Below are 22,764 nucleotides of genomic sequence, written 5' to 3' on the forward strand. Positions count from 1 at the left end.
CTTGCTCTCACGCCCCAGATTCGTCATGGGGCCGCAGCCCGGGGGCATCGCCAGATCCCTCGCCTGACAGCGGCGCTGGCCGGTCCGCCGGCAGACCGGTCAGCGCTCTACGGTGCTATCGGGGCTCGAACGCGTACACCTTGTTGTTGTTGGTCAGCGGGCCGGTTCCCAGGCATCCGGTGCCGCAGTATCCGGAGCCCCAGTAGATGCTGCCGTCGACGATCGCGGCCCCGCCGGTCACCGAGCCGCCGCTGGCGAAGCTCCACAAGATCGTCCCGGTCTTGGCGTCCAGGGCGTACATGTTGGTGCCGGTGGCGGCCAACGATCCGGCGTAGACGACGCCGTTGGCGGCGCTGACGAAGGAGGTATCGACGGCGCCGACCGGGTCCGGGGTCTGCCACAAGATCTTGCCGGTGGCCGGATCCAGGGCAGCCCAGGACCCGCCGGTCACGGTCTTCCCGGCGTGCGGCCCGGAGCCGCCCAGCGTGTAGGGGAGTTTGGCGGTGTTGCCCTCAGCAACGTAGATGCGCCGCCCGTCGGTCGCCGTGCCGTACACGATGCCGCCGTTGGCGACGTTACCGTCCGGGCCGACCCGGGTCTGCCAGACCACCTCGCCGGTGGCGGGGCGGACCGCCCAGTACACCGAGCTCTTCTGGCCGATGCCGAGCAACTGCTCCTTGCGGCCGGTGGCCGGGTTGGTGGTGGTGAACAGGTTCGGCCCGGCGCCGAAGTCGAAGTCCGGCCCGGACGGCTGGGGAAGCGTCCACAAGTCGGCCTCCAGTGTGTGGTCGGCCCAGGCCACCGTTCCGTCCCGCAGCCTCAACGCCAGGATCGAGTCCACGTAGTTGTCGGCGACGGACGGGGTGCACCCGGTCTGGTCCGGCGCGGTGCAGACCCCGTCGGGCACGCTGTAGTTGTTTCCGGTCCCGACGTACAGCAGCCCTCGCGCCGGGTCCACGACCGGGGAGGATGACCACACTGCGTTGCCGCTGTAGTAGCCGGGCAGGTTGGAGTCGCCGCCGCCGTTGTTCGACGGCACGGTGTAGGAGCTCCACAGCACCCTGCCGGTGGCCGCGTCCAGTGCCTTGACCGCCCCGCGGAACGTGCCGGGCCCGCCCGCCTCCTCCTTGGAGGAGATGCCCACGTACGCGACCCCGTGGTGGACCACGGGGGCGCCGGTGATCACCGACGCCGGATCGGTGTCCACCTGCACCGACCACTTCCGCGCGCCGGTGAAGCGATCGACGGCGAACACGCGGGCGCCGGCCGTGGACGAGTTGAGGATCCAGCCGTCGCCCAGGATCAGGTCATTGCCGTTGACAGCCGGGCTGGTACGAGACAGGTCGTCCGCCACGCCGGTGTAGCTCGAGACAGCGCGCGACCAGAGCACACGGCCGCTCCGGGCATCAATCGCCGACAGCTTGCCGCCGTAGTCGGGAACGTAGACCGTGCCGTCGTACACGGTCGGGGTGGCAGACACGGCACCGCCCACAGTCGCCGTCCAGCGCGGCGCCAGCCGACCCACATTGGCCGGGGAGATCTTGTGCTCGGCGGCCTGGAAATGGGTGTCGTCGAGGTTCTGCCCCGCCATCGACCACTGCGCCGTGACCAGTTCCTGTCCGGTTGACGCCCCCGCCGTGCTCCCCCCGGGCATGAGCACCGCCGCCGTGGCGGCTATCGCCGCGGTGAGCCGGCCACGGCCTGCCCACCGCATTCTTCTTCGCGTCGTCATCTGGTCTGTCTCCTCAGCCTGGTGTCCCGCCGGTCCGCCCACTGGGTTCGTCCCGTTGCACGGTCCCGAGTAGCGTCCCGATCGGCCCGGTGAAACGTCGTCACCAGATCCCGGTGATCTGGTCCGAAATGGACCATGGGTGGACGCGGGTTTTCGCTCAGTGGCGTGGCGTCGCCAGGCGTCGGAGTGCCCTGGGCTATGCCGCAGGTTTTGGAACATTGCCCGGTAGCTGAGGTGTTGCAGGCTACGGATATGGTCGCGGACCGCACGTCGGGTGCCGCCGCGGTTGTCGTGGTGGTCGGGGCGAGGTCCACGAAGTTGGCATGCTCGGCGGAGAGCAGTTGGCAGATGACGACGAGACCGGACCGACCGAGCGCGGGAAGTAGGCCTAGAAGACCGATGACGATCTTGGGCGAGGGCGTTCGGCCGTGAGGCCGGACGGCTTGCCGATCTGCCTTGAGATGACGCTGATCGACTCCCCGGACCTCCACCGCCGCCACAGGTCGGCCTTCATCTCGTCCGACATCCCCGGCCGACCCAGTCTCGCCACGTATACCGTCCTCAACCAGCACTGTTGCTCTGACCGGTTGAATCTAAGACGGCTTTCTTCGTGAAGGAGACCCGGTGACGGTGCACCCGTTCATCGAGGCGGAGAAGCGAGACGGTCACAACGTCAACGCGCACGCACTCGCAGCCTGACCGCCACACTGACGGTGTCCGCCAAAGCGGAACAAGATCAGAACCTCACCCGGCAGACGCGGACACAGCGACACCACGACCACCTCACGGTCGCGCCCCACGCCGCTCCAGCCATCATCCCGCCACCGCAAGGTCCTTTGGCGAGGTGTCCTGTCCCGGTAGCCACCCCTGCATCGTTTACAGCTACCCGATACGTCCGTAAACCCACTGAGTCCATAGGGAATTGCCTGATAACTGGTGACAACTGATCAGCTCCTCCGGGCCGGGCCTTCGAACTGCCCCGCTTCCCGCCCCTGCAAGGCAACCGCTACCTCTACGCCCCGGACCGCCAGGTCGAGCGACCCAAGAACGCGATCAGCAACTGGGCCGCCAGGAACAAACCAGGCGACCCCAAATCCCTGCTCTGGACATACGGCGCCTGCGTGCGACCTGGATCGTGTCCCTGCTGCGCGACCACGTCCCCACAGACCTGATCGCCAGGGCAGCAGGCTTGAAATCCGCAGCGGCCCTCGCCCCGTACCTGGCGTGGGTACCGGAGATCTCCAAGGACGCTGCCGTCCGCCTGCTGCGGGGGTGGGCATGACGCACAAGCGTGAAGAGCGCAGGCCATCGAGTCCTTCCTCCGTACACGGCACCTCTGGAAGCCCGAGCGCTACACGATCGGCACCATCCCCGAGACACCTGACCCGTACAGGGCGACGACCCGACCGAACGAAAGCGACGTCACCACACCACCGCGCCGTGGGACCACCAGCACTCCGGTCCCGCGGCCGCTTCGGCATGCCCGCGTACCCATCGCACGCTCCACTCGACGCATCCACGGCACCGCCCGGGGCTCCCCGAAGCGGCATCCGTGCCGAACCAAGCCTCAAAACCAAGAAATCCCGCCCAACTCTGTGAGCTGGACGGGATCTCGTGATCCGTTGACGAGCTGACTCGTGAACGGCTTGCGGTGGACCTGTGGGGATTTGAACCCCAGACCCCCTCGATGCGAACGAGGTGCGCTACCGGACTGCGCCACAGGCCCTTGCAACGAGTGAAACCTTAGCACCCCGATCCGGCTGCTTGGAAATCCGTTCCCTCGCCGACCGAGAGGACACCACAGGTGGGGCGGGTAGGAGGGGCCGCGCGGGTGCGTGCCGGCGACGCGTCGCCTACTCGTTCGCCGCCCGCGGCCGCTCCCCGTCCTCGTACTGGTCGAACAACGGCGTGCGCCCCCGCTCCCGCGCCCGCCGGGCGGAGGCAGCCCGGCGGGCGTCACTGCGCCCGCCCTCTTCCCCCTTCTCGTCCGCACGGTCGCCCGCGTCCCCCTGATCGGCGCCCTCGCGTACGGCACCGGAGCCTGCGCCCGATCCGCGCTGCTGCGCGCCGGCTCCCGCCTCGCCGTCCCGGGCGACCGAACTGGAGCGCGCCGAGCTCCACGCATCCGGCGCCCCGAGATCCACGTCGGAGGTGGCCCGCGGAGCGACCGGTGCCGTCACATACGTCGGCAGCGGCACCGGCACCGGCTCCCAGCTGTCGCCCTGCCCCGGCCGCCGCTGCCGCTCACGCTGCTGGTCGACCCACTCGGCGTGATCGGTCTGCTCGACGAGGGCGCGCCGGTCGGCGGCGAGCGCCGAGAGCCCGGCGTCCTGCTCCGCCTTGGTGCCTTCGTCGCGCTCGTCGGTCCCCGCCCCCGCACCGGCTTCGGCGGACGTGCGCCGACGCGGCTGGCGGGTGCGCTCCCGCAGCCGCTGTGCCGCGACCTCGGCCCGGCGCCGGTCCATCTGGTAGGCGAAGCGACGGCGCTCCTGGGAGCGCAGGTACACGATGTACGCGCTGAGCAGTATGGCGGGCACGCCGGGCGCCCAGAGGAACGCCAGCCCTCCGACCGCGGCGACGATCGCGCCGAGCGTGAAGGCGATGAAGAGCACCACCGTTGTACGTCGACGGCGCGCCAGGACCTTCGTGCGCCGGGCACGCGCTGCGGCCTCCTCCGCGGCGGGGGTGCGCCGGGCGGGCGGTACCCGCTTGCGCGCCGACGCGGCGGCGGATTCAGGTGCGTGCGGGGCTTTTGACGCGGGTGCGGGTGCGGATTTGGCCGCAGGCGCGGGTGCCTGTTCACGCGCCGGTTCCGAGCGCTTCTGCTCCGGCTGCTGAACCGCCGCGCGCGCCTGCGGGCGCGCCGGAGGCATGGCGAAGGCCCGGACGTCCACCGAATCGGTGACCGCGCCCGAGTCGTCGGCGGCGCTGGGCTCCCCCTCGTCGGTGGAGCGCGCCCGCAGGTCCTTGGCGTATCGGCGCTCCATCCCCGCCCGTCCGGACAGCAACCGGATGGCCGTGCTGAAGCGTTCCGTCGGACGGGCCTCGTTCAGCTCGTCCTGCCTACGGAGCCACATCGGCACCAAGTAGGCGGCCCAGGCCCCGACAATGACTGCGTAGATGAGGCCGCTGCTGCTCACGCCTCACACGGTAGAGGGGTTTGCGTGAGGCCATCTGCCAATTGAGTCGGTGTGTCGCACGATCTGGCTGATATTTCGAACTTTTTTTGTGACGGATGCGATCAGCAGGCCGCCTACGGCGCGAATTTAATGCCCTGAGCCGGTCACCAGGCGATCAATTTCGAACACTTATTCAATTTTCGGGCTACGCGGGATTCCCCTGGGTGTTCTGCGGGTTCGTACGCGGCGCTTTCTGCGAGCGCGCCCTGCGCCAGCGGCCCAGCAGTCCTTCGGGGACCTCTTCCGCGGTGAGTGCGAAGACGAGGTGGTCGCGCCAGGCTCCGTCGATGTGCAGATAACGCGGACGCAGCCCCTCCGCACGGAATCCGAGTTTCTCCACGACCCGACGGCTGGGCCCGTTCTCGGGGCGAATGCAGACCTCGATCCGGTGCAGACCAACGGTCCGGAAACAGTGGTCCACGACAAGTGCCACGGCCGTCGGCATCACCCCGCGGCCAGCCACCGACTCGTCCACCCAGTAGCCGATGTGCCCCGAGCACATCGAACCCCAGGTGATCCCGGCGACCGTCAACTGCCCGACCAGGCGCCCCTGGTACTCGATGACGAACGGCAGCATCCGGCCCGCGTTCGCCTCGGACCGCAGATGGCGCACCATCTGGCGGTAGGTCGGCCGGTGCGCGATGGGCCCGCTCGGCGTCGGCGGCGGAATCGTCGCTTCCCAGGGCCGCAGCCAGTCGCGGTTGCGCCGGTTGACCTCACGCCAGGCCCGCTGGTCGCGCAGCTTTATCGGCCGGAGGACGACATCGCCGTCCACCAGCACGGCCGGCCAGGATGGGCTGTTCAGCTCGCACCCCCACTGCCGGCGCCGGGTCTGGGGTGGTCCCCGCCGCGGATCTGGTCGACGGCGTGCACCAACAGGGGCTCCAGGACGGCCAGTCCGTCCTTCACCCCGCCGGTGGATCCCGGCAGATTGACGATCAGCGTCCGTCCCGCCACCCCGGCCAGTCCCCGGGAGAGCGCGGCGGTCGGCACCTTTTCACGTCCGAACGCCCGGATGGCCTCCGCGATGCCCGGCACCTCGTAGTCGATCACCCTGCGGGTCGACTCGGGCGTGCGGTCGGTGGGCGAGATGCCGGTGCCGCCGGTGGTGACGACGACGTCGTACCCGGCGTCGACGGCTGCACGCAGCGCGGCCTCGACGGGGTCGCCGTCGGGGACGACCTGCGGCCCCTCGACGGTGAAGCCGAAGCCCGTGAGGCCGTCGGCGATCAGCGGGCCGCCCTTGTCCTCGTAGACCCCGGCGGCGGCCCGGTTGGAAGCGGTGACCACCAGCGCGCTGTAGGTCATGTCCGGCTCCAGTCGCCCGACTTGCCGCCCGTCTTCTCCTCCACCCGTACGTCCGTGATGACCGCTCCCTTGTCGACCGCCTTGACCATGTCGATCACGGTGAGCGCGGCGACGGAGACCGCGGTGAGCGCCTCCATCTCGACACCCGTACGGTCCGTCGTCTTCACGGTGGCCAGGATCTCCACGGCGTCGTCCGCGACCGACAGATCCAGTTTCACACCCGACACCGACAACGGGTGGCACAGCGGGATCAGGTCCGGCGTGCGTTTGGCGCCCATGATGCCCGCGATCCGCGCGGTGGCCAGGGCGTCGCCCTTCGGAACCCCCTCGCCGCGCAGCAGCTCGATCACCCGGGGTGAGACGAGGACGCGGCCGCTGGCGCGGGCGGTGCGCGCGGTCACGTCCTTCCCGGACACGTCGACCATGCGGGCCGCGCCCGCCTCGTCGATGTGGGTCAGTCGGTCCTGCACAGGGGGTCCGGGGGTCGTCCCCCGGGAAGGCACAGTCATGACGTGTGTGGCGCTCCCGGTCCGGGCCCGTCGCGGTGCGGCGCCGGGCCTGTTGTGCGCGACACGGTACCCCCACCTGGGGCACTCAGCCGAGCAGGACCACCTCGACCTCGCTGCCGGGCTCGACGGACTCCACGTCCTCGGGGACCACGATCAGCGCGTCGGCGTGCGCGAGGGCGGCCACCAGATGGGATCCGGCCCCGCCGACCGGGGTCACCTTGCCGTCGTCGTACGTGCCGCGCAGGAACTGCCTGCGCCCCTTCGGCGAGGTCAGCGCCTTGTCCGCGGTGAGGGTCGCGCGGGTCCTGGGCCGGTGGACGTCGTCCAGGCCCATGAGGGTGCGGATCGCGGGGCGGACGAACAGCTCGAAGGAGACGTACGACGACACCGGGTTGCCGGGGAGCGCCAGCAGCGGTGTGTGGTCGGGGCCGATGGAGCCGAAGCCCTGGGGCTTTCCGGGCTGCATGGCGAGCTTGCGGAAGTCGATGCCGCTGCCCGCCTCGTCCTCGTCCCCGACGTACGACAGCGCCTCCTTGACGACGTCGTACGCGCCGACGCTCACACCGCCCGTGGTGACCATGAGGTCGGCGCGGACGAGTTGGTCCTCGATGGTGGACCGGAGCGTCTCGGCCTCGTCGGCGACGGCACCCACCCGGTAGGCGATGGCGCCGGCGTCGCGGGCCGCCGCGGTGAGGGCGAAGCTGTTGGAGTCGTAGATCTGGCCGTTGCCGAGGTCCTCGTCGGGCTGGACGAGTTCGCTGCCGGTGGACATGACGACGACGCGCGGGCGCGGGTGTACGCGTACCGTGCCGCGCCCGATCGCGGCGAGCAGCGCGATCTGCGGCGGACCGAGGACGGTGCCGGCCTCCAGGGCGCGGTCCCCGGCCTTCACATCGCTGCCTTTCGCGCGCACATGCGCGCGTGCCTCGGCGGGCCGGTACACCTGCACATGCCCGTCGGCGCCCTCGGGGGCCAGACTGCGCGCGCGCATCCCGGTCACCGGGCCCTCGCCGAGACCGCCGTCGGTCCACTCCACGGGGACGACGGTCTCGGCGCCGGGCGGCAGCGGGGCGCCGGTCATGATGCGGGCGGCCTGGCCGGGCCCCACCTGGAGCAGCTCGGCCTGGCCCGCCGCGACGTCACCGACGACCTCCAGCGACGCCGGGAACTCCTCGCTCGCGCCCGCGACATCCGCGACCCGCACCGCGTACCCGTCCATGGAGCTGTTGTCGAACGGCGGCAGGGACACCGGCACCGTGACGTCGTCGACCAGGACGCAGCCCTGGGCGTCGAGCAGTTGCAGCTCGATGGGTTCGAGGGGGCGGACGGTCGCGAGGATGTCCTCCAGGTGCTCGTCCACCGACCAGAGGTGGTCCTGACCGGCGGTGCGGGGCGCGGCGCTGCTCAACGTTGTTACATCTCCTCGGCTACGTAACTGCGAAGCCAGGTCCGGAAGTCCGGGCCCAGGTCTTCACGTTCGCACGCGAGTCTGACAATGGCACGCAGGTAGTCACCGCGGTCGCCGGTGTCATAGCGGCGGCCCTTGAAGACGACGCCGTGCACCGGGCCGCCCACCTTCTCGTCCGCGGCGAGCTGCTGGAGGGCGTCGGTGAGCTGGATCTCGCCGCCGCGGCCGGGCTCGGTCTTACGCAGTATGTCGAAGATGTGCGGGTCGAGGACGTAGCGGCCGATGATCGCGTAGTTGGACGGGGCGTCGGCCGCGGCCGGCTTCTCGACCAGGTCGTGGACCTTGACCACGTCGCTGTCCTCGGTGACGTCGACGGCCGCGCATCCGTAGAGGTGGATCTGCTCGGGCGCGACCTCCATGAGCGCGATGACGCTGCCGCCGCGCTGCTCCTGGACCTCGACCATCCGCTTGAGCAGCGGGTCGCGCGGGTCGATCAGGTCGTCGCCGAGGAGGACGGCGAAGGGCTCGTGGCCCACGTGCGGGGCCGCGCACAGGACGGCGTGGCCGAGGCCCTTGGGGTCGCCCTGGCGGACGTAGTGCATCGTCGCGAGGTCGCTGGACTCCTGCACCTTGGCGAGCCGGCTCGCGTCGCCCTTCTTCTGAAGGGCGGATTCCAGCTCGTAGTTGCGGTCGAAGTGGTCCTCAAGGGGGCGCTTGTTGCGTCCTGTGATCATGAGGACGTCGTCGAGGCCTGCGGAGGCGGCCTCCTCGACCACGTACTGGATCGCCGGCTTGTCGACGACCGGCAGCATCTCCTTCGGAGTGGCTTTGGTGGCCGGCAGGAACCGGGTGCCGAGGCCCGCTGCGGGGATGACAGCCTTACTGATCCTGGGGTGCGACTGAGTCATGCTCGCAACCTTATCCGGTGCCTTTGTAGAGAATCTGTGGCTCCGGTTAATTGGCTCTCATATGAGCGCAATGGAAGGGTACGGGTACGACCTTTGAGTCACATCGGACGTCCGGCCGAGCCTGACAAGCGAATGTTGCGGCGAGAGTTCCTCGTGGTGAGAAACAGGTTGACTGCGGATGACGTGCGGGAGGCCGGGGACGCGCTGAGCGAGCGCGCGCTGGAGCTGCCCGAGCTGGCGCGGGCCGGCACCGTGGCGGCGTATGTCTCCGTGGGGAGCGAACCCGGAACGATCGCGCTACTGGACGCGCTGCGCGCGCGGGGCGTACGCGTCCTGCTCCCGGCGCTCCTGCCCGACAACGACCTCGACTGGGGCGCGTACGCCGGAGAGGGCTCCCTTGCGCGCGTCCAACACGGCGGCGGGATGGCCCTCTTCGAGCCCGCCGGAGAACGCCTGGGCCCGGACGCGGTGACCGCCGCCGACGTCGTCCTGCTGCCCGGTCTGGCGGTCGACGCGCGCGGTGTGCGTCTGGGGCGCGGCGGAGGATCGTACGACCGCGTACTCGCCCGCCTGGAGCGCGCGGGCGCGGACCCCGCGCTGGTGGTTCTCCTGTACGACTCGGAGGTCGTCGAGCGCGTCCCGGCTCAGGCCCACGACCGGCCGGTGCAGGCGGTGGTGACACCGTCGGGCGTACGGCGCTTCAGCCGCCGAGAACGTCGCCCATGAACATGAAATGCCCCTCCACGCACGCGTGGAGGGGCATTTCAGTGCCTCACGGTTTCAGCACCAGCGTGTCATTCGTGCTCTCCTCGACCGCCTTGTCCGAGAAGGACCAGTCGAGCAGTTCGCCCTTGACCCATTTATCCGTCTGGTCGGTGTAGTGGGCGCTGTAGGCATGCCCCGAGGCACCGGTGAGGTTGATCCACTTCGACTCGTCGAGGTCGCCGAGGTTGACCACCATGCGCATGGACGGCACCCAGACGACGCCGTAGCCTCCGGCGGCGTTCCAGCCGGTCGCGTTGACCGTCGCCTCGCCTCCGCCGAGCCTCCAGGGGCCGCGGTTGAGGGCGTACTGAAGGAAGCCGGGGCCGTCGGTGCCCAGGGTCTGGTTCTTCAGGAACAGACGGTGCAGCCGGCCCCAGTTCCAGGTGTCGATGTCCTTGCCGAGCTTGGCGGTCAGCTCCCAGCGGGCGTCGATCAACGCGCGCTTGAACAGCTCGTCGCGGTTGTCGGCGGCAGGGCGCGTGCCCGAGCGGGGCGTCTTCCACCAGTCGCTGTTCTCGTCGTCCATCAGATTGCGCACGACCTCGAACCAGCGGTCACCGCCGTCCGGCTGCGCCTGGTCGGCCTCGCGCTGACCGCACTCGCGCACCTTCTCGGTCTCGTCCGCGGGTCCAGTGGTGTTGACCGGGTCGACCCACAGGCACTGGCCCTCGACCCGAAGCTCCTTGGGCAGCTTGTTGCCGAAGGCGAGCTTGAGGATGTTGCGCCAGACCGAGTTGAAGTAGGCGGCCGCCGCCGAGTCGGCGTCCTGGGTGTAGTCCCAGCCTTCGAGGAGCTTCTGCGCCTCACGGACGTCCGGGTCATCTATGTCGATCTTCAGCAGCTGGGGCACGAGCAGCTTCGCGATCTCGCTGCTGTTGTCGAGCTGCATCTGGCGCATGTCGTCGGTGGAGATCTTGCCGCCGTCGTCGATCTTCGACTGGATCAGGTCGGTGATCCGCTGGCTGCGGGTGCCGTAGCCCCAGTCCGTGGTGAGCGTGTAGGGGTACTTGTCCTGGTCGACGACGGCCTGGTTGGCGGTGACGATGTAGCCGCGCTGCGGGTTGTACTCGTACGGCAGCTCGTCCTGCTCGATGTAGCCGGTCCACTGGTACTGGGGGTCCCAGCCCGGCGCCGGGAGCGAACCGTCGTCGGCCTTGGTGCGCTTGGGGATCCTGCCGGGCAGGGTGTAGCCGATGTTGCCCTGGGTGTCGGCGTAGACCAGGTTCTGCGAGGGCACCTCGAACAGTGCGGCCGCCTCGCGGAACTCGTTCCAGTCCGCCGCCTTGTCCATGGCGAACACGGCGTCCATGGTGGTGCCCGCGTCCAGGGCGGTCCAGCGCAGGGAGATGCCGTAGCCGTCCCCGCGGTCGGGGGCCGCGGCGTCGACGGTGGCCTTCTTGCCGACCTTCACCAGCTCGTCGTCACGGTCGGACAGCAGGGGCCCGTTGTTGGTCTCACGGACGACGATCTTCTTGGGGCTACCGCCGGCGACCTTGATGGTCTCCTCGCGCGAGGTGAACGGCTTGACCTTGCCGTCGTACAGGTAGCCGTCGCCGGTCAGCTTCTCCAGGTAGAGGTCGGTGACGTCGACGCCGGAGTTGGTCATGCCCCAGGAGATGTCCTGGTTGTGGCCGATGACCACGCCGGGCATGCCCGCGAAGGTGTAGCCGCTGACGTCGTACTGGCACTTGGCGGAGACGCTGCGGCAGTGCAGGCCCATCTGGTACCAGACGGACGGCAGCGAGGCCGACAGGTGCGGGTCGTTGGCCAGCAGCGGCATGCCGGTGATGGTGTGCTTGCCGGAGACGACCCAGGCGTTGGAGCCGATGCCGTTGCCGTTCACGCCGACGGCCGTCGGGAGGTCTTCCAGGACCTCGGAGAGACCCGTCAGCTGGGTCTGGAGGGCCGAGGACGACGAGCCCGCGGACTGGCCCGTCGTGCCGCTCGTGGACGTCCCCGACGTGCCGCTCTCACCGTCGCTCTGCTCGAACGTCTGCGTGAGGTCGTCGTACTGGCCCTCCTGGACGATCGCCTTGTTCCGGTCGTACGGGTAGTCCGGGTACAGATCGGCGACCTGCTTGGGGCCCAGGCGACTGGTCATCAGGGCACGGTCGATCTCGTCCTGCATGTTGCCGCGCAGGTCCCAGGCCATCGCCTTCAGCCAGGCGATCGAGTCGACCGGGGTCCACTCCTCGGGCTTGTAGTCGTTGGTGAACCCGAGAGCCGCGTACTCCAGGGAGATGTCCTTGCCTTCCTTGCCCTTCAGGTAGGCATTGACTCCCTTGGCGTAGGCCTGGAGGTACGTCTTCGTGGCGGCCGACAGCTTGGTGTCGTACTCCTTCTTCGCCACGCGGTCCCAGCCCAGGGTGCGCAGGAACTCGTCGTTGTCGACCTGACCCTTGCCGAACATCTCCGACAGGCGCCCGGACGTCATGTGGCGGCGCACGTCCATCTCGTAGAACCGGTCCTGCGCCTGGACATAGCCCTGCGCCATGAACAGGTCCTCGTCGGAGGAGGCGTAGATCTGCGGGATGCCGTTGCCGTCGCGCTTGACGTCGACGGGTGCCGTCAGGCCGTCGAGCGTGAGTGAGCCCTTGGTCTGTGGGAAGGAGGCACGGACGGTGCTGACGGACCAGTACCCCGCGAAGGCAACGCCTCCGACGACGGCCAGCACCAGGACGAGGACAATAAGACGGGCTTTGCGCCCCTTTTTCCTCCGGGACTTGCCGGGCTGCTGACCCGAAGAGGCGGTGGTATTGGGGGGCATCGCTGTCCTTGCTGTCCTTACGCGAGCGGCAGGGCCGGCTGTCCTTTTGAATGAGCGCTGGAGCAACCATAGGCGCAGGGCCTGACGCCACTTGACGCGGAGTGGGCAACCGGGATGTACGGATGTTCGATCATGCACCCCGGAACGTCAAGAAATCGTCAAGAGTTAGGTAAGGTAATGAAGTAGTTGGGTGCGGAGCACTGTGACTTCGTGTCCGATGTACGTGAGCCCACGCGCGCGTGCCGTGTGTGAGCCAGGGAAGGGAACGGCCGCTGACAGTCCACGATCTCAACGAACTCCTGCTCGTCTGCTCGCTCGTCCTGCTCGTCGCCGTCGCAGCGGTCCGGATCTCCTCGCGCAGCGGGCTCCCCGGCCTGCTCGTTTACCTGGGCATCGGCGTCCTCATGGGCCAGGACGGCATCGGCGACATCCACTTCAACGACGCCGAGCTGACCCAGGTGATCGGGTACGCGGCGCTGGTCGTGATCCTCGCCGAGGGCGGTCTCGGCACGAAGTGGAAAGAGGTCAAGCCCGCCCTGCCCGCCGCCACCGCGCTGGCGCTGGCGGGGACCGCGGCGAGCGTCGGGATCACAGCGGCGGCCGCGCACTATCTGATCGGGCTGGAGTGGCGGCAGGCGCTCATCGTCGGGGCGGTCGTGTCGTCGACGGACGCGGCGGCGGTCTTCTCGGTGCTGCGGAAAATCCCCCTCCCCGCGCGCGTGACCGGCACGCTGGAGGCCGAGTCGGGCTTCAACGACGCCCCCGTGGTCATCCTGGTGGTCGCCTTCTCGACCGCGGGCCCGATCGAGCACTGGTACGTGCTGGTGGGCGAGATTCTCCTGGAGCTGGCCATCGGCGCCGCCATCGGTCTCGCGGTGGGCTGGCTGGGCTCCTGGGGGCTCAGACATGTGGCGCTGCCCGCCTCCGGCCTCTACCCGATCGCCGTCATGGCCATCGCCGTCACCGCGTACGCGGCGGGCGCCATGGCCCACGGCAGCGGCTTCCTCGGCGTGTACCTCGCCGCGATGATCATGGGCAACGCGAAGCTCCCGCACTGGCCCGCCACGCTCGGCTTCGCCGACGGGCTCGGCTGGATCGCCCAGATCGGCATGTTCGTCCTGCTCGGCCTCCTGGTCACCCCGCACGAGCTGGGCGACGACATCTGGCCCGCGCTCGTCATCGGGCTGGTGCTGACGATGGTGGCCCGTCCGCTGAGCGTCGTGCTGTGCCTGACGCCGTTCCGGGTGCCGTGGCAGGAGCAGGCGCTGATGTCCTGGGCGGGGCTGCGCGGCGCCGTGCCCATCATCCTGGCGACCATCCCGATGGTGAACGGCGTGGAGGGCAGCCGCCGCATCTTCAACATCGTCTTCGTCCTCGTGGTCGTCTACACCCTGATCCAGGGTCCGACCCTGCCGTGGCTGGCCCGCAAGCTGCATCTGGGCGAGGAGGCCGAGGCCGCCGACCTCGGCATCGAGTCGGCGCCTTTGGAGCGGCTGCGCGGGCATCTGCTGTCCCTCTCGATCCCCGAGGGGTCGAAGATGCACGGCGTGGAGATCAACGAGCTGCGGCTGCCGGCCGGGGCCGCCGTCACGCTCGTCGTACGCGACGCAAAATCGTTCGTGCCCTTGCCCACCACCGTGCTGCGACGCGGGGACGAACTGCTCGTGGTCGCCACGGATCCGGTCCGGGACGCGGCGGAGCGGCGGCTGCGGGCCGTGGGACACGGCGGCAAGCTGGCCGGATGGCTGGGCACCAACGGCCGCGGCAATCACAGGTGAACACCGCTATGGTGCTCGCTTTCACAGGTGCATCGAGCAGTGATCCCTGTACTATGAAGGCGCACTTTGATCGAACCAACTCTGCCTGACGCAGAGCTGGCGCGACCGTATGGCGGCCGCGACGTCCTGAAGCAGTGGGCGCCGGTATCTACCGCAGTTCCGCGCAAGAGGACAGCTCTCGGCGCCGCCCCCGGCTGACGGGGCCGGGCCACCAGGTGGCAGAAAGGCACGGGCCGTGGCATCCACGGTCACCACCGAGCCGTCGAAGAACTCGCCGGCCTCCTCCCGCCCGGGCTACGGACAGCTGCTGCGCACCCGCGGCGCCTGGACGTTCCTGCTCCCCGGCTTCGCGGCGCGCCAGCCGTTCGCGATGCTCACCATCTCCATCGTGCTGCTCGTGCAGCACACCACCGGCTCGTACGGCACGGCAGGCGCCGTCGCCGCGGTCACCGGTGTCGCCATGGCGCTGTTCGCGCCCTACAGCGGGCGTCTCGCGGACCGCTACGGACAGCGCACCGTGCTGATCCCCGGCGTGCTGGTGCACACGGTGTCGGGCCTGACCCTGACGGCGCTCGCGCTCGCGGACGCACCCCTGTGGGCGCTGTTCGCGGCGGCCGTGCCCACGGGCGCCTCCGTGCCGCAGATCGGGCCCATGGTGCGCGCCCGCTGGGGCGTGAAACTCCAGGGCACGCCCCTGATGACGACCGCGGCGGCCTTCGAGTCCGTCACCGACGAGCTGACCTTCGTCTTCGGCCCCCTGCTGGCGACCGCCCTGTGCACCGCCGTCGACCCGGCCGCGGGCCTGGTGACCGAGGCGTCACTGACGCTGATCGGCGGCCTGCTGTTCGCCGCCCAGAAGAGCACGCAGCCCCACGTCACAGTGGGCGGGCACGCGCGCGTGGAGCACAGTTCCGCGCTGCGTGTCCCCGGAGTACGCGTCCTGATCGTGACGTTCCTCGGCATCGGCGCCGTCTTCGGCGGCATGCAGGTCTCGCTGGCCGCGTTCAGCGAGTCGATCGGCGAACCCGGCCTGAACGGCGTCCTGTACGGCGTCTTCGCCGCGGGCAACATGCTCTCCGGACTCGTGTGCGGCGCGATCGCCTGGAAGGTCGCTCCGCAGCGTCGCCTCGTGGTGGCGTACGGCGCACTCGCGCTGACGGCCTCCGGACTGTGGGCCGCGCACTCCGTGCTGGTCCTCGCGGGCCTCGGCCTGCTCGTGGGCATGTCCATCGCGCCCGCGCTGATCACCGGCTACACGCTGGTCGAGGGCCTGGTCCCGGCCGGCGCCCGCACCGAGGCCTTCACCTGGCTGACCGGCGCGGTGGCGCTCGGGCAGGCCGCCGCCGTCACGGCTGCCGGACAGCTGGAGGACCGCTACTGGGACGGTGCGGGATTCCTCGTGCCGATGGGCGGCACGCTGCTCGCCCTGGCGACGCTGCTGGCGCTGCGTTCGCGGCTGGCGACGCGGCCCCGCAGCCGTACCGTCGCACGTGGCGTCGGTCACCGCATGCCGGTGGCAGTGGACTGATCCCGAGGAATACGTCACTATGGACCGTCGTTAGCACTCACTGAGTGAGAGTGCCAGGAGGAAGACAGTGCCGACCTACCAGTATCAGTGCACCGAGTGCGGCGAGGGCCTCGAGGCGGTGCAGAAGTTCACCGACGATGCCCTGACCGAGTGCCCCAACTGCCAGGGCCGCCTCAAGAAGGTGTTCTCCGCCGTCGGCATCGTCTTCAAGGGCTCCGGCTTCTACCGCAACGACAGCCGCGGCTCCTCGTCGAGCAGCGCTCCGGCCGCGTCGAAGTCGGCGACGTCCTCCTCGGACTCTTCGTCTTCCTCGACCACCTCGTCGTCCTCGGACACGAAGTCGTCGAGCACCGGCACCTCGTCCAGCAGCAGCTCCGCCGCGTAGGACGCGAAAGACTCGCTCACGGAACCCTGTCGTCGTACGACGACAGGGTTTCAGGCGTTTCCGGGGCCCCTCTCTGCACCCGGCCGGGGGCAGCTAGTGTGCTGGTCATGGCGAACGCAGAGATCGGCGTAATCGGGGGCTCCGGCTTCTATTCGTTCCTCGACGACGTGACCGAGATCCAGGTGGACACCCCCTATGGGGCGCCCAGCGACTCACTGTTCCTCGGCGAGATCGCCGGGCGGCGGGTCGCCTTCCTGCCCCGGCACGGGCGCGGCCACCATCTGCCGCCGCACCGCATCAACTACCGGGCCAATCTGTGGGCGCTGCGGTCGGTCGGTGTGCGTCAGGTCCTCGGCCCGTGCGCGGTGGGCGGCCTGCGCCCCGAGTACGGGCCCGGCACGCTGCTGGTGCCGGATCAGCTGGTCGACCGTACGAAGTCCCGGGTGGGGACGTACTTCGACGGGCTTCCGCTGCCCGACGGCACCCTGCCGAACGTGGTGCACGTGTCCCTGGCCGACCCCTACTGCCCGACCGGGCGGGCGGCGGCGCTGAAGGCGGCGCGGGGGCGCGACTGGGAGGCGATGGACAGCGGCACTCTGGTCGTGGTCGAGGGACCGCGCTTCTCCACCCGTGCCGAATCGTTGTGGCACCGGGCGCAGGGCTGGGCCGTGGTGGGTATGACCGGGCACCCCGAGGCGGCGCTGGCCCGTGAACTCGAGCTCTGCTACACATCGTTGACCCTGGTCACCGACCTCGACGCCGGCGCCGAGACCGGCGAGGGCGTCTCGCACGACGAGGTTCTCCAGGTGTTCGCGGCCAATGTGGACCGGCTGCGGGGCGTGCTGTTCGACGCCGTCGCCGCGCTGCCCGCCACCGAGGAGCGGGACTGTCTGTGCACGACGGCGCTGGGTGGGATGGACCCCGGGTTTGAGCTGCCGTAGCGGGGAAGGCATCGCGCTCAGGAGGGCGGAACTTCCCGTTCGGGTGAGGGAGTTGTCCACAACCCGCCAGTAGCCCACCGGGCTCAGCGAGCGGCGGCGCGAAGCCTCATCGTGGCGTGGAAAGCCGATTCCTCGTCACAGGTGGTGGCCCGCATGTCCTTCGCTCCCTTCCCCTCCCCCTCTCCGATTTCGCCGCGTCCGCTCGGCACCGACGCCCCCGCCACATGCGAGGTGCCGCACTTCGCCCCCGTGCGGGTGCGCGGCGGGCGATATCAGCTGCGCCGTCTCGTACGGCACCGGAGGCGGGCCGTGGCGGCCGGCCTGGCCGTCACCGCCGCGGCGCTCGTGGCGGCCGGCCCCGGTGGGCCCGACCCCGCGCGCGGACATCCGGAGGGGAGTCCCCCGGCTCACGCGGAGTCGGCGGCCCGGCCCGATCCCGTACGACAGGACCGCGCCGTCGAGTCGGTGGCGGCGCCGGTGCGGATCGCCGACGGAGAGACGGTCCGGCTGCTACGGCCCGGCGACCGGGTCGACGTCATCGCCGCCGAGGAGACCGCGACGGGCGGTGATGCGCGGGTGGTCGCCCGTGGGGCGCGGGTGACGAAGGTGCCCGAGCCTGTGGACGGAGCCGCCGAGAGCGGGGCACTGGTCGTCCTCTCGGTGCCGCGCTCCACGGCGGCGCGTCTCGCCGGTGCGAGCGCGACGGCGCGTCTGGCGGTGACGCTGTGCTGAGTCAAGCGGCCCGCTTTCCGCGTGAGTTCGTGTCAAACCCCTCGTACGAGCTACCCAATTGGACACGGCCGCCTCGGGCTGACGTAGGTTGCGGAGCGTTTTGTTCCACAACCTGTGTGTGCGAGGAGAGGCTCCGCGGTGAGCGAGAAGAAGGAACCGAGCATCTGGGACGGCTTCAAGGCCTTCCTGATGCGCGGGAACGTCGTCGACCTGGCAGTTGCGGTGGTCATCGGTGCCGCCTTCACCAACATCGTCAATGCGGTGGTGAAGGGGATGATCAACCCGCTTGTCGGAGCGATCGGGACGAAGAACCTCGACAACTACAGCTCCTGTCTGAGCGACAACTGCCAGGGCGATCAGGGCATCCAGCTCCTGTGGGGCTCGGTCCTCGGCGCGGCCCTGAGCTTTGTGATCACCGCGGCGGTCGTCTACTTCCTGATGGTCCTGCCGATGGCGAAGTACCTGGCCCGGCTGGAGGCCCGCAGGAAGGCGAAGGAGGGCACGCACGAGGTCATCGAGGTGACCGAGCTGGAGGTGCTCAAGGAGATCCGCGACGCTCTGGTCGCGCAGCGCGGCTCCGGGCACAACGAGCAGTAGCGGCGACGGTTCGCGAGGTCCGGCGGGCGGGTGCCTGCTGGTGCCGCCGGGCTCAGAGGTGGTGCGGCGGCTTCTCGTCGAGGAAGCGCTTGAGGTCGGCCGCGCTGCTGCCGTCGGCGCCGGGCCGCTCGCCCCAGCCACGGTCCGTGTCGTCCGACGACTGCTGGTCCAGCGGGTCGTCGAAGATCAACGCGGGCTTCGGGGCGTGCTGCTCGGGCTCGGGGGCGGTGCTCATGCCTTCAGGGTACGGCGCCGGAGCGGCCGGCGGACCGGGCGGACCGTTGCGCACGGAAGGAGAGCGGCTTCCGAGCCCACGGGTGCTTGTGAAGGCGTTCACAAGAAATTCCTGCCGGTTATCTGCTGTGCTTGGACTCATGACGTCCAGTTCGACTCCCGCGCCGGACTCTCCCCGCGCGCCCGAAAGCCATCGGCCGCTGCGCAAGCTCACGGCCCGTGGCCGTGGTGAGGCGCACCGGGCCGCCACTCCGCTGGAACTCTTCTTCGACCTGTGTTTCGTCGTGGCCATCGCCCAGGCGGGAATCCAGCTGGTGCACGCCGTCGCCGAGGGACACGCGGGCGAGGGGATCCTCAACTACGCGATGGTCTTCTTCGCCATCTGGTGGGCCTGGATGAACTTCACCTGGTTCGCCTCGGCGTACGACAACGACGACGTCCTCTACCGGGTCGTCACCCTGATCCAGATCGCCGGTGTGCTGGTCCTGGCGGCCGGGGTGTCCCGGGCGTTCGAGGACCACGAGTTCCTGGCGGTCTGGCTGGGCTATGTGATCATGCGGCTCGCCCTCGCGTCACAGTGGCTGCGGGCGGCCAGGTCGAGCGAGGGCCCGGAGAGAACGATGGCCCTGCGGTACGCCACCGGCGTACTGCTGTGCCTGGTCGGCTGGGCGGGGCTGGTGGTCCTGCCCGAGGACGCCAGGCCCTGGCTCTTCCTGGTGATGGCGATCCTCGAGATGTGCGTGCCGCCGTACGCGGAGAGGGGCCACCCCACGGCTTGGCATCCGCGCCATATCGCCGAGCGGTACGGGCTGTTCACGATCATCGTGCTCGGCGAGACCGTCGCCGCGGCCACGGTCGCCATGAAGGCCGGTATCGACGAGAACGACGAGCTGAGCGACCTGCTGCCGATCGCCGCGGGCGGGCTGCTGATCATCTTCGCCGCGTGGTGGATCTACTTCGTGGTGCCGATCCATGCTCACCTGCGCTCCAACAGACAGTCGTTCCTGTGGGGTTACGGCCACTACCTGGTCTTCGCCTCGGCGGCCGCGATCGGCGCGGGTCTGGAGGTGGCGGTCGAGCAGGCCGTGGGCAAGGCGCACATTTCGACGCTGGCCGCGTCCGCCTCGGTGACCCTGCCGACGGCGCTCTACCTGCTCACCGTCTGGGCACTGCACTCCCGTCACTTCAAGGTGGGCATCGCCCAGCAGCTGGTGCTGCCGACGACCGCCCTGCTGGTGATCTGCTGCACCTTCCTGGGCGAGTGGGCGGTGCTCGCGGCCGGCCTCGTATCGGCGCTGGCGGTGGCGACCGGGACGACACTGACGGCTCGCGCGGCGGGCCGGGAGGACAGACAGGGGGAGGTGACCGAGCCGATCACCTAAGGGGCGGCCGAACGGCCAAGGAGGTCATGGGAAGAGGCCCGTCACTGGACAACACTGGGCGCATGACAGTTGATGCTCTGACAGACGTCGCGGGGCTGCGGGTGGGACACGCGACGCGCACCGACAACGGTTGGCTCACCGGCACCACGGTCGTCCTCGCGCCGGACGGCGGGGCCGTCGCCGCCGTGGACGTACGCGGCGGCGGCCCCGGCACCAAGGAGACGGACGCACTCGATCCGCGCAACCTCGTGCAGAAGGTCGAGGCGATCGTGCTGACGGGCGGCAGCGCGTACGGGCTCGATGCGGCGTCCGGAGTGATGGCCTGGCTGGAGGAGCGGGGACGCGGGGTGCGGGTGGGGGTGGATCCGGCGCATGTCGTGCCGGTGGTGCCTGCCGCCTGCGTCTTCGATCTGGGCCGCGGCGGCGACTTCCGGGCCAGGCCCGACGCCGCCACCGGACGGGCAGCGGTCGAGGCGGCTGCGGCGAGTGAGCTCGGCGCACGCGTGGCGGAGGGATGCGTGGGCGCCGGGACGGGCGCCACCGTCGGACCGATGAAGGGCGGCGTCGGCACCGCGAGCACCGTCCTCGACTCCGGGATCACGGTCGCCGCGCTGGTGGTCGCGAACGCGGCGGGTTCGGTGGCGGATCCGGAAACGGGCGTGCTGTACGGGGAGTTGCTCCAGGGGCGGGTGAGCTGGCCGGAGGCACACGTCCACGACGCCGCGCGTCGGCGTCTGGCCGAGATCGCGGCCAAGAACGCGCCTCCGCCGCTGAACACCACGCTCGCGGTGGTGGCCACGGATGCGGTGCTGTCGAAGGCGCAGGCGCAGAAGCTGGCCGGCACGGCGCACGACGGCATCGCGCGTGCCGTGCGGCCGGTGCATCTGCTCAACGACGGGGACACGGTCTTCACGCTGGCGACGGGAGAGCACGCCCTCGACGCCGAGCACCCCCTCGCCCTGAACGAGCTCCTCGCGGCGGGCGCGGATCTGGTGACGCGGGCCATCGTGCGTGCCGTACACGCCGCCGAGTCGGTGGACGGACCGGGCGGGGCGTGGCCGTCGTACGGGGAGTTGTACGGGAGGCGGTGACGGCGGCGGGCGGCTGTGCGGGCGCCGGGCGGCGTCGATACGGGAGGAGTTGGCACGGCTCGGGAGTGTGCGGGCCTGATCGCTGCGCGGGATTGTCCCGGTTCTGTCACGTGATGGCATTCATGGCGGCCGAAGGGAACCCGACCGGGTGCCGAACCGCTCTTTCTCCACGCACTGGAGCGGATCACTCACATCACATGAACCTGGAGCAGCTAGTGACAACGCCGGACATAGCAGCACGGCGCGCACTGGGGGCTTGTGCCGTCCTCATGGTCGGCGCCCTCGCCCTCACCGGGTGCGGCGGCAGCGCCAACGCCAGCAACGACAACAAGGGCGGCCAGGACGATCCGAAGTCGTCCGCCGCGAAGGTCGTCATCTCGGCGAAGAACGGCTCGACCGGCGCGTCGATCAACACGACCGGCGTACAGGTGAGCGACGGCAGGCTGAGCGACGTGAAGATGACGGTCGCGGGCGCGGGGACGGCCGTACCGGGCGAGATATCCGCGGACGGCGCCAGTTGGAAGCCCGCGGAGCAGCTGGAGCGCGGGACGAAGTACGAGATAGCGGCGACCGCCAAGGACGCGGACGGCAAGGCGGTGGCCGCCAAGTCCCTCTTCACCACCGTCTCCAAGGACAACAGCTTCATCGGGACGTACACCCCGGACAACGGGACGACGGTCGGTGTCGGGATGCCGGTGTCGTTCAACTTCGACAAGGTGATCAGCGACAAGAAGGCCGTGCAGTCGCACATCACGGTGACGTCGAGCAGCGGGCAGAAGGTGGCCGGGCACTGGTTCGGGACGCAGCGGCTCGACTTCAGGCCCCAGGAGTACTGGAAGGCCGGTTCCAAGGTCACGATGAAGATCGACCTGGACGGCGTGGAGGGCGCGAACGGCGTCTACGGGGTGCAGCAGAAGACCGTCACCTTCACCATCGGGCGCTCACAGGTCTCCACCGTCGACGTCAACACGCAGACGATGACGGTCGTACGGGACGGCAGGACGGTCAAGTCGGTGCCGATCTCGGCGGGCAGCTCGGAGTTCTCCACGTACAACGGGCAGATGGTGATCTCCGAGAAGTTCAAGCAGGTACGCATGGACAGCCGGACGGTCGATCTCGCCAACGCGTACGACATCAAGGACGTGCCGAACGCGATGCGGCTGACGACCTCCGGCACCTTCATCCACGGCAACTACTGGTACAACAAGGGCAATCCGCCCTTCGGCAACCAGGGCACCAGCCACGGCTGCGTCGGCCTTCAGGACGTCAAGGGCGCCCAGGGGGACACGCCCGCCAAGTCGTTCTACGACAGCTCGATGGTCGGGGACGTGGTGATCGTCAAGAACTCCCCCGACAAGCAGGTGTCGCCGGACAACGGGTTCAGCGACTGGAACATGTCGTGGAGCGCGTGGCTCGCAGGAAGTGCGGCCTAGTCGCCGAGCGGCGGGCAAATCTCTTCTCACCAGCACGTTTTGACGGACCATTGGGTCGCGTGGGAACTTCCCACGCGGCCCGCGCGT

The 22,764-nt window shown here is 69.6% G+C and carries 19 protein-coding genes and 1 tRNA gene; 10 read left to right on the forward strand and 10 right to left on the reverse strand.

What is annotated here, in order from left to right:
• Positions 1-115: 115 nt before the first annotated feature.
• From KCH87_RS24335 to galU, 8 genes are all read right to left on the reverse strand, one after another.
• Positions 116-1,732 (reverse strand): PQQ-binding-like beta-propeller repeat protein, encoded by a 1,617-nt coding sequence (locus tag KCH87_RS24335; protein WP_210588342.1) that lies wholly within the window; start codon positions 1,730-1,732, stop codon positions 116-118.
• A 1,652-nt stretch (positions 1,733-3,384) separates the two neighbouring features.
• Positions 3,385-3,458: transfer RNA gene (locus KCH87_RS24340), tRNA-Ala, on the reverse strand.
• A 127-nt stretch (positions 3,459-3,585) separates the two neighbouring features.
• Positions 3,586-4,872 (reverse strand): gephyrin-like molybdotransferase receptor GlpR, encoded by a 1,287-nt coding sequence (glpR, locus tag KCH87_RS24345; RefSeq protein ID WP_210588343.1) that lies wholly within the window; start codon positions 4,870-4,872, stop codon positions 3,586-3,588.
• Positions 4,873-5,056: 184 nt separating this feature from the next.
• Positions 5,057-5,692, reverse strand: coding sequence for a GNAT family N-acetyltransferase (locus KCH87_RS24350; RefSeq protein WP_210588344.1), 636 nt, complete (start codon positions 5,690-5,692; stop codon positions 5,057-5,059).
• A 20-nt stretch (positions 5,693-5,712) separates the two neighbouring features.
• Entirely contained in the window at positions 5,713-6,219 is a 507-nt protein-coding gene (locus KCH87_RS24355) for a molybdenum cofactor biosynthesis protein B (protein WP_210588345.1), read from the reverse strand.
• A complete protein-coding gene (gene moaC / locus KCH87_RS24360; RefSeq protein ID WP_210588346.1) occupies positions 6,216-6,728 on the reverse strand; it encodes a cyclic pyranopterin monophosphate synthase MoaC in 513 nt (170 codons plus the stop codon). The genes KCH87_RS24355 and moaC overlap by 4 nt, the downstream gene beginning before the upstream one ends.
• Before the next feature lie 85 nt (positions 6,729-6,813).
• Positions 6,814-8,136 carry a gephyrin-like molybdotransferase Glp gene (gene glp / locus KCH87_RS24365; protein WP_210588347.1) on the reverse strand — a complete coding sequence of 441 codons (1,323 nt, stop codon included), beginning with the start codon at positions 8,134-8,136 and terminating at the stop codon, positions 6,814-6,816.
• Between the two features lie 5 nt (positions 8,137-8,141).
• A complete protein-coding gene (gene galU / locus KCH87_RS24370) occupies positions 8,142-9,044 on the reverse strand; it encodes a UTP--glucose-1-phosphate uridylyltransferase GalU (protein ID WP_210588348.1) in 903 nt (300 codons plus the stop codon).
• A 132-nt stretch (positions 9,045-9,176) separates the two neighbouring features.
• Here galU and KCH87_RS24375 point away from each other — a divergent pair, with 132 nt between their 5' ends.
• On the forward strand, positions 9,177-9,770 hold the full coding sequence (locus tag KCH87_RS24375; RefSeq protein ID WP_210588349.1) for a 5-formyltetrahydrofolate cyclo-ligase: 594 nt from the start codon (positions 9,177-9,179) through the stop codon (positions 9,768-9,770).
• Positions 9,771-9,816: 46 nt separating this feature from the next.
• Here the strand turns inward: KCH87_RS24375 and KCH87_RS24380 are convergent, their stop codons facing one another.
• On the reverse strand, positions 9,817-12,576 hold the full coding sequence (locus KCH87_RS24380) for a penicillin acylase family protein (protein ID WP_210588350.1): 2,760 nt from the start codon (positions 12,574-12,576) through the stop codon (positions 9,817-9,819).
• A 248-nt stretch (positions 12,577-12,824) separates the two neighbouring features.
• On the opposite strand from KCH87_RS24380, the gene KCH87_RS24385 reads away from it, so the two are divergent.
• The 6 genes from KCH87_RS24385 to mscL all read left to right on the forward strand — a co-directional run bounded on the left by KCH87_RS24385 (position 12,825) and on the right by mscL (position 18,537).
• Entirely contained in the window at positions 12,825-14,354 is a 1,530-nt protein-coding gene (locus tag KCH87_RS24385) for a potassium/proton antiporter (protein ID WP_374199026.1), read from the forward strand.
• Positions 14,355-14,589: 235 nt separating this feature from the next.
• Positions 14,590-15,882 (forward strand): MFS transporter, encoded by a 1,293-nt coding sequence (locus KCH87_RS24390; protein ID WP_210588352.1) that lies wholly within the window; start codon positions 14,590-14,592, stop codon positions 15,880-15,882.
• A gap of 67 nt (positions 15,883-15,949) precedes the next feature.
• A complete protein-coding gene (locus tag KCH87_RS24395; RefSeq protein ID WP_210588353.1) occupies positions 15,950-16,267 on the forward strand; it encodes an FmdB family zinc ribbon protein in 318 nt (105 codons plus the stop codon).
• Between the two features lie 107 nt (positions 16,268-16,374).
• Positions 16,375-17,208, forward strand: a complete 834-nt coding sequence (locus KCH87_RS24400; RefSeq protein WP_210588354.1) for an S-methyl-5'-thioadenosine phosphorylase — start codon at positions 16,375-16,377, stop codon at positions 17,206-17,208.
• Between the two features lie 153 nt (positions 17,209-17,361).
• A complete protein-coding gene (locus KCH87_RS24405; RefSeq protein ID WP_210588355.1) occupies positions 17,362-17,940 on the forward strand; it encodes a hypothetical protein in 579 nt (192 codons plus the stop codon).
• Between the two features lie 138 nt (positions 17,941-18,078).
• Positions 18,079-18,537, forward strand: a complete 459-nt coding sequence (gene mscL, locus KCH87_RS24410) for a large conductance mechanosensitive channel protein MscL (RefSeq protein ID WP_210588356.1) — start codon at positions 18,079-18,081, stop codon at positions 18,535-18,537.
• A 52-nt stretch (positions 18,538-18,589) separates the two neighbouring features.
• Here the strand turns inward: mscL and KCH87_RS24415 are convergent, their stop codons facing one another.
• The gene (locus tag KCH87_RS24415) at positions 18,590-18,772 is read right to left on the reverse strand and encodes a hypothetical protein (RefSeq protein WP_210588357.1); all 183 of its coding nucleotides are present in this window, start codon (positions 18,770-18,772) and stop codon (positions 18,590-18,592) included.
• Positions 18,773-18,911: 139 nt separating this feature from the next.
• Here KCH87_RS24415 and KCH87_RS24420 point away from each other — a divergent pair, with 139 nt between their 5' ends.
• The 3 genes from KCH87_RS24420 (at position 18,912) to KCH87_RS24430 (ending at position 22,677) form a co-directional block, all read left to right on the forward strand.
• A complete protein-coding gene (locus KCH87_RS24420) occupies positions 18,912-20,153 on the forward strand; it encodes a low temperature requirement protein A (protein WP_210588358.1) in 1,242 nt (413 codons plus the stop codon).
• Positions 20,154-20,215: 62 nt separating this feature from the next.
• Positions 20,216-21,244: a P1 family peptidase gene (locus KCH87_RS24425; RefSeq protein ID WP_210588359.1), complete on the forward strand. Its 1,029-nt coding sequence runs from the start codon at positions 20,216-20,218 to the stop codon at positions 21,242-21,244.
• Between the two features lie 215 nt (positions 21,245-21,459).
• Entirely contained in the window at positions 21,460-22,677 is a 1,218-nt protein-coding gene (locus KCH87_RS24430; RefSeq protein WP_210588406.1) for an Ig-like domain-containing protein, read from the forward strand.
• Positions 22,678-22,764 lie beyond the last annotated feature (87 nt).

The organism is Streptomyces sp. GESEQ-35, assembly GCF_017948485.1.
Lineage (GTDB): Bacteria > Actinomycetota > Actinomycetes > Streptomycetales > Streptomycetaceae > Streptomyces.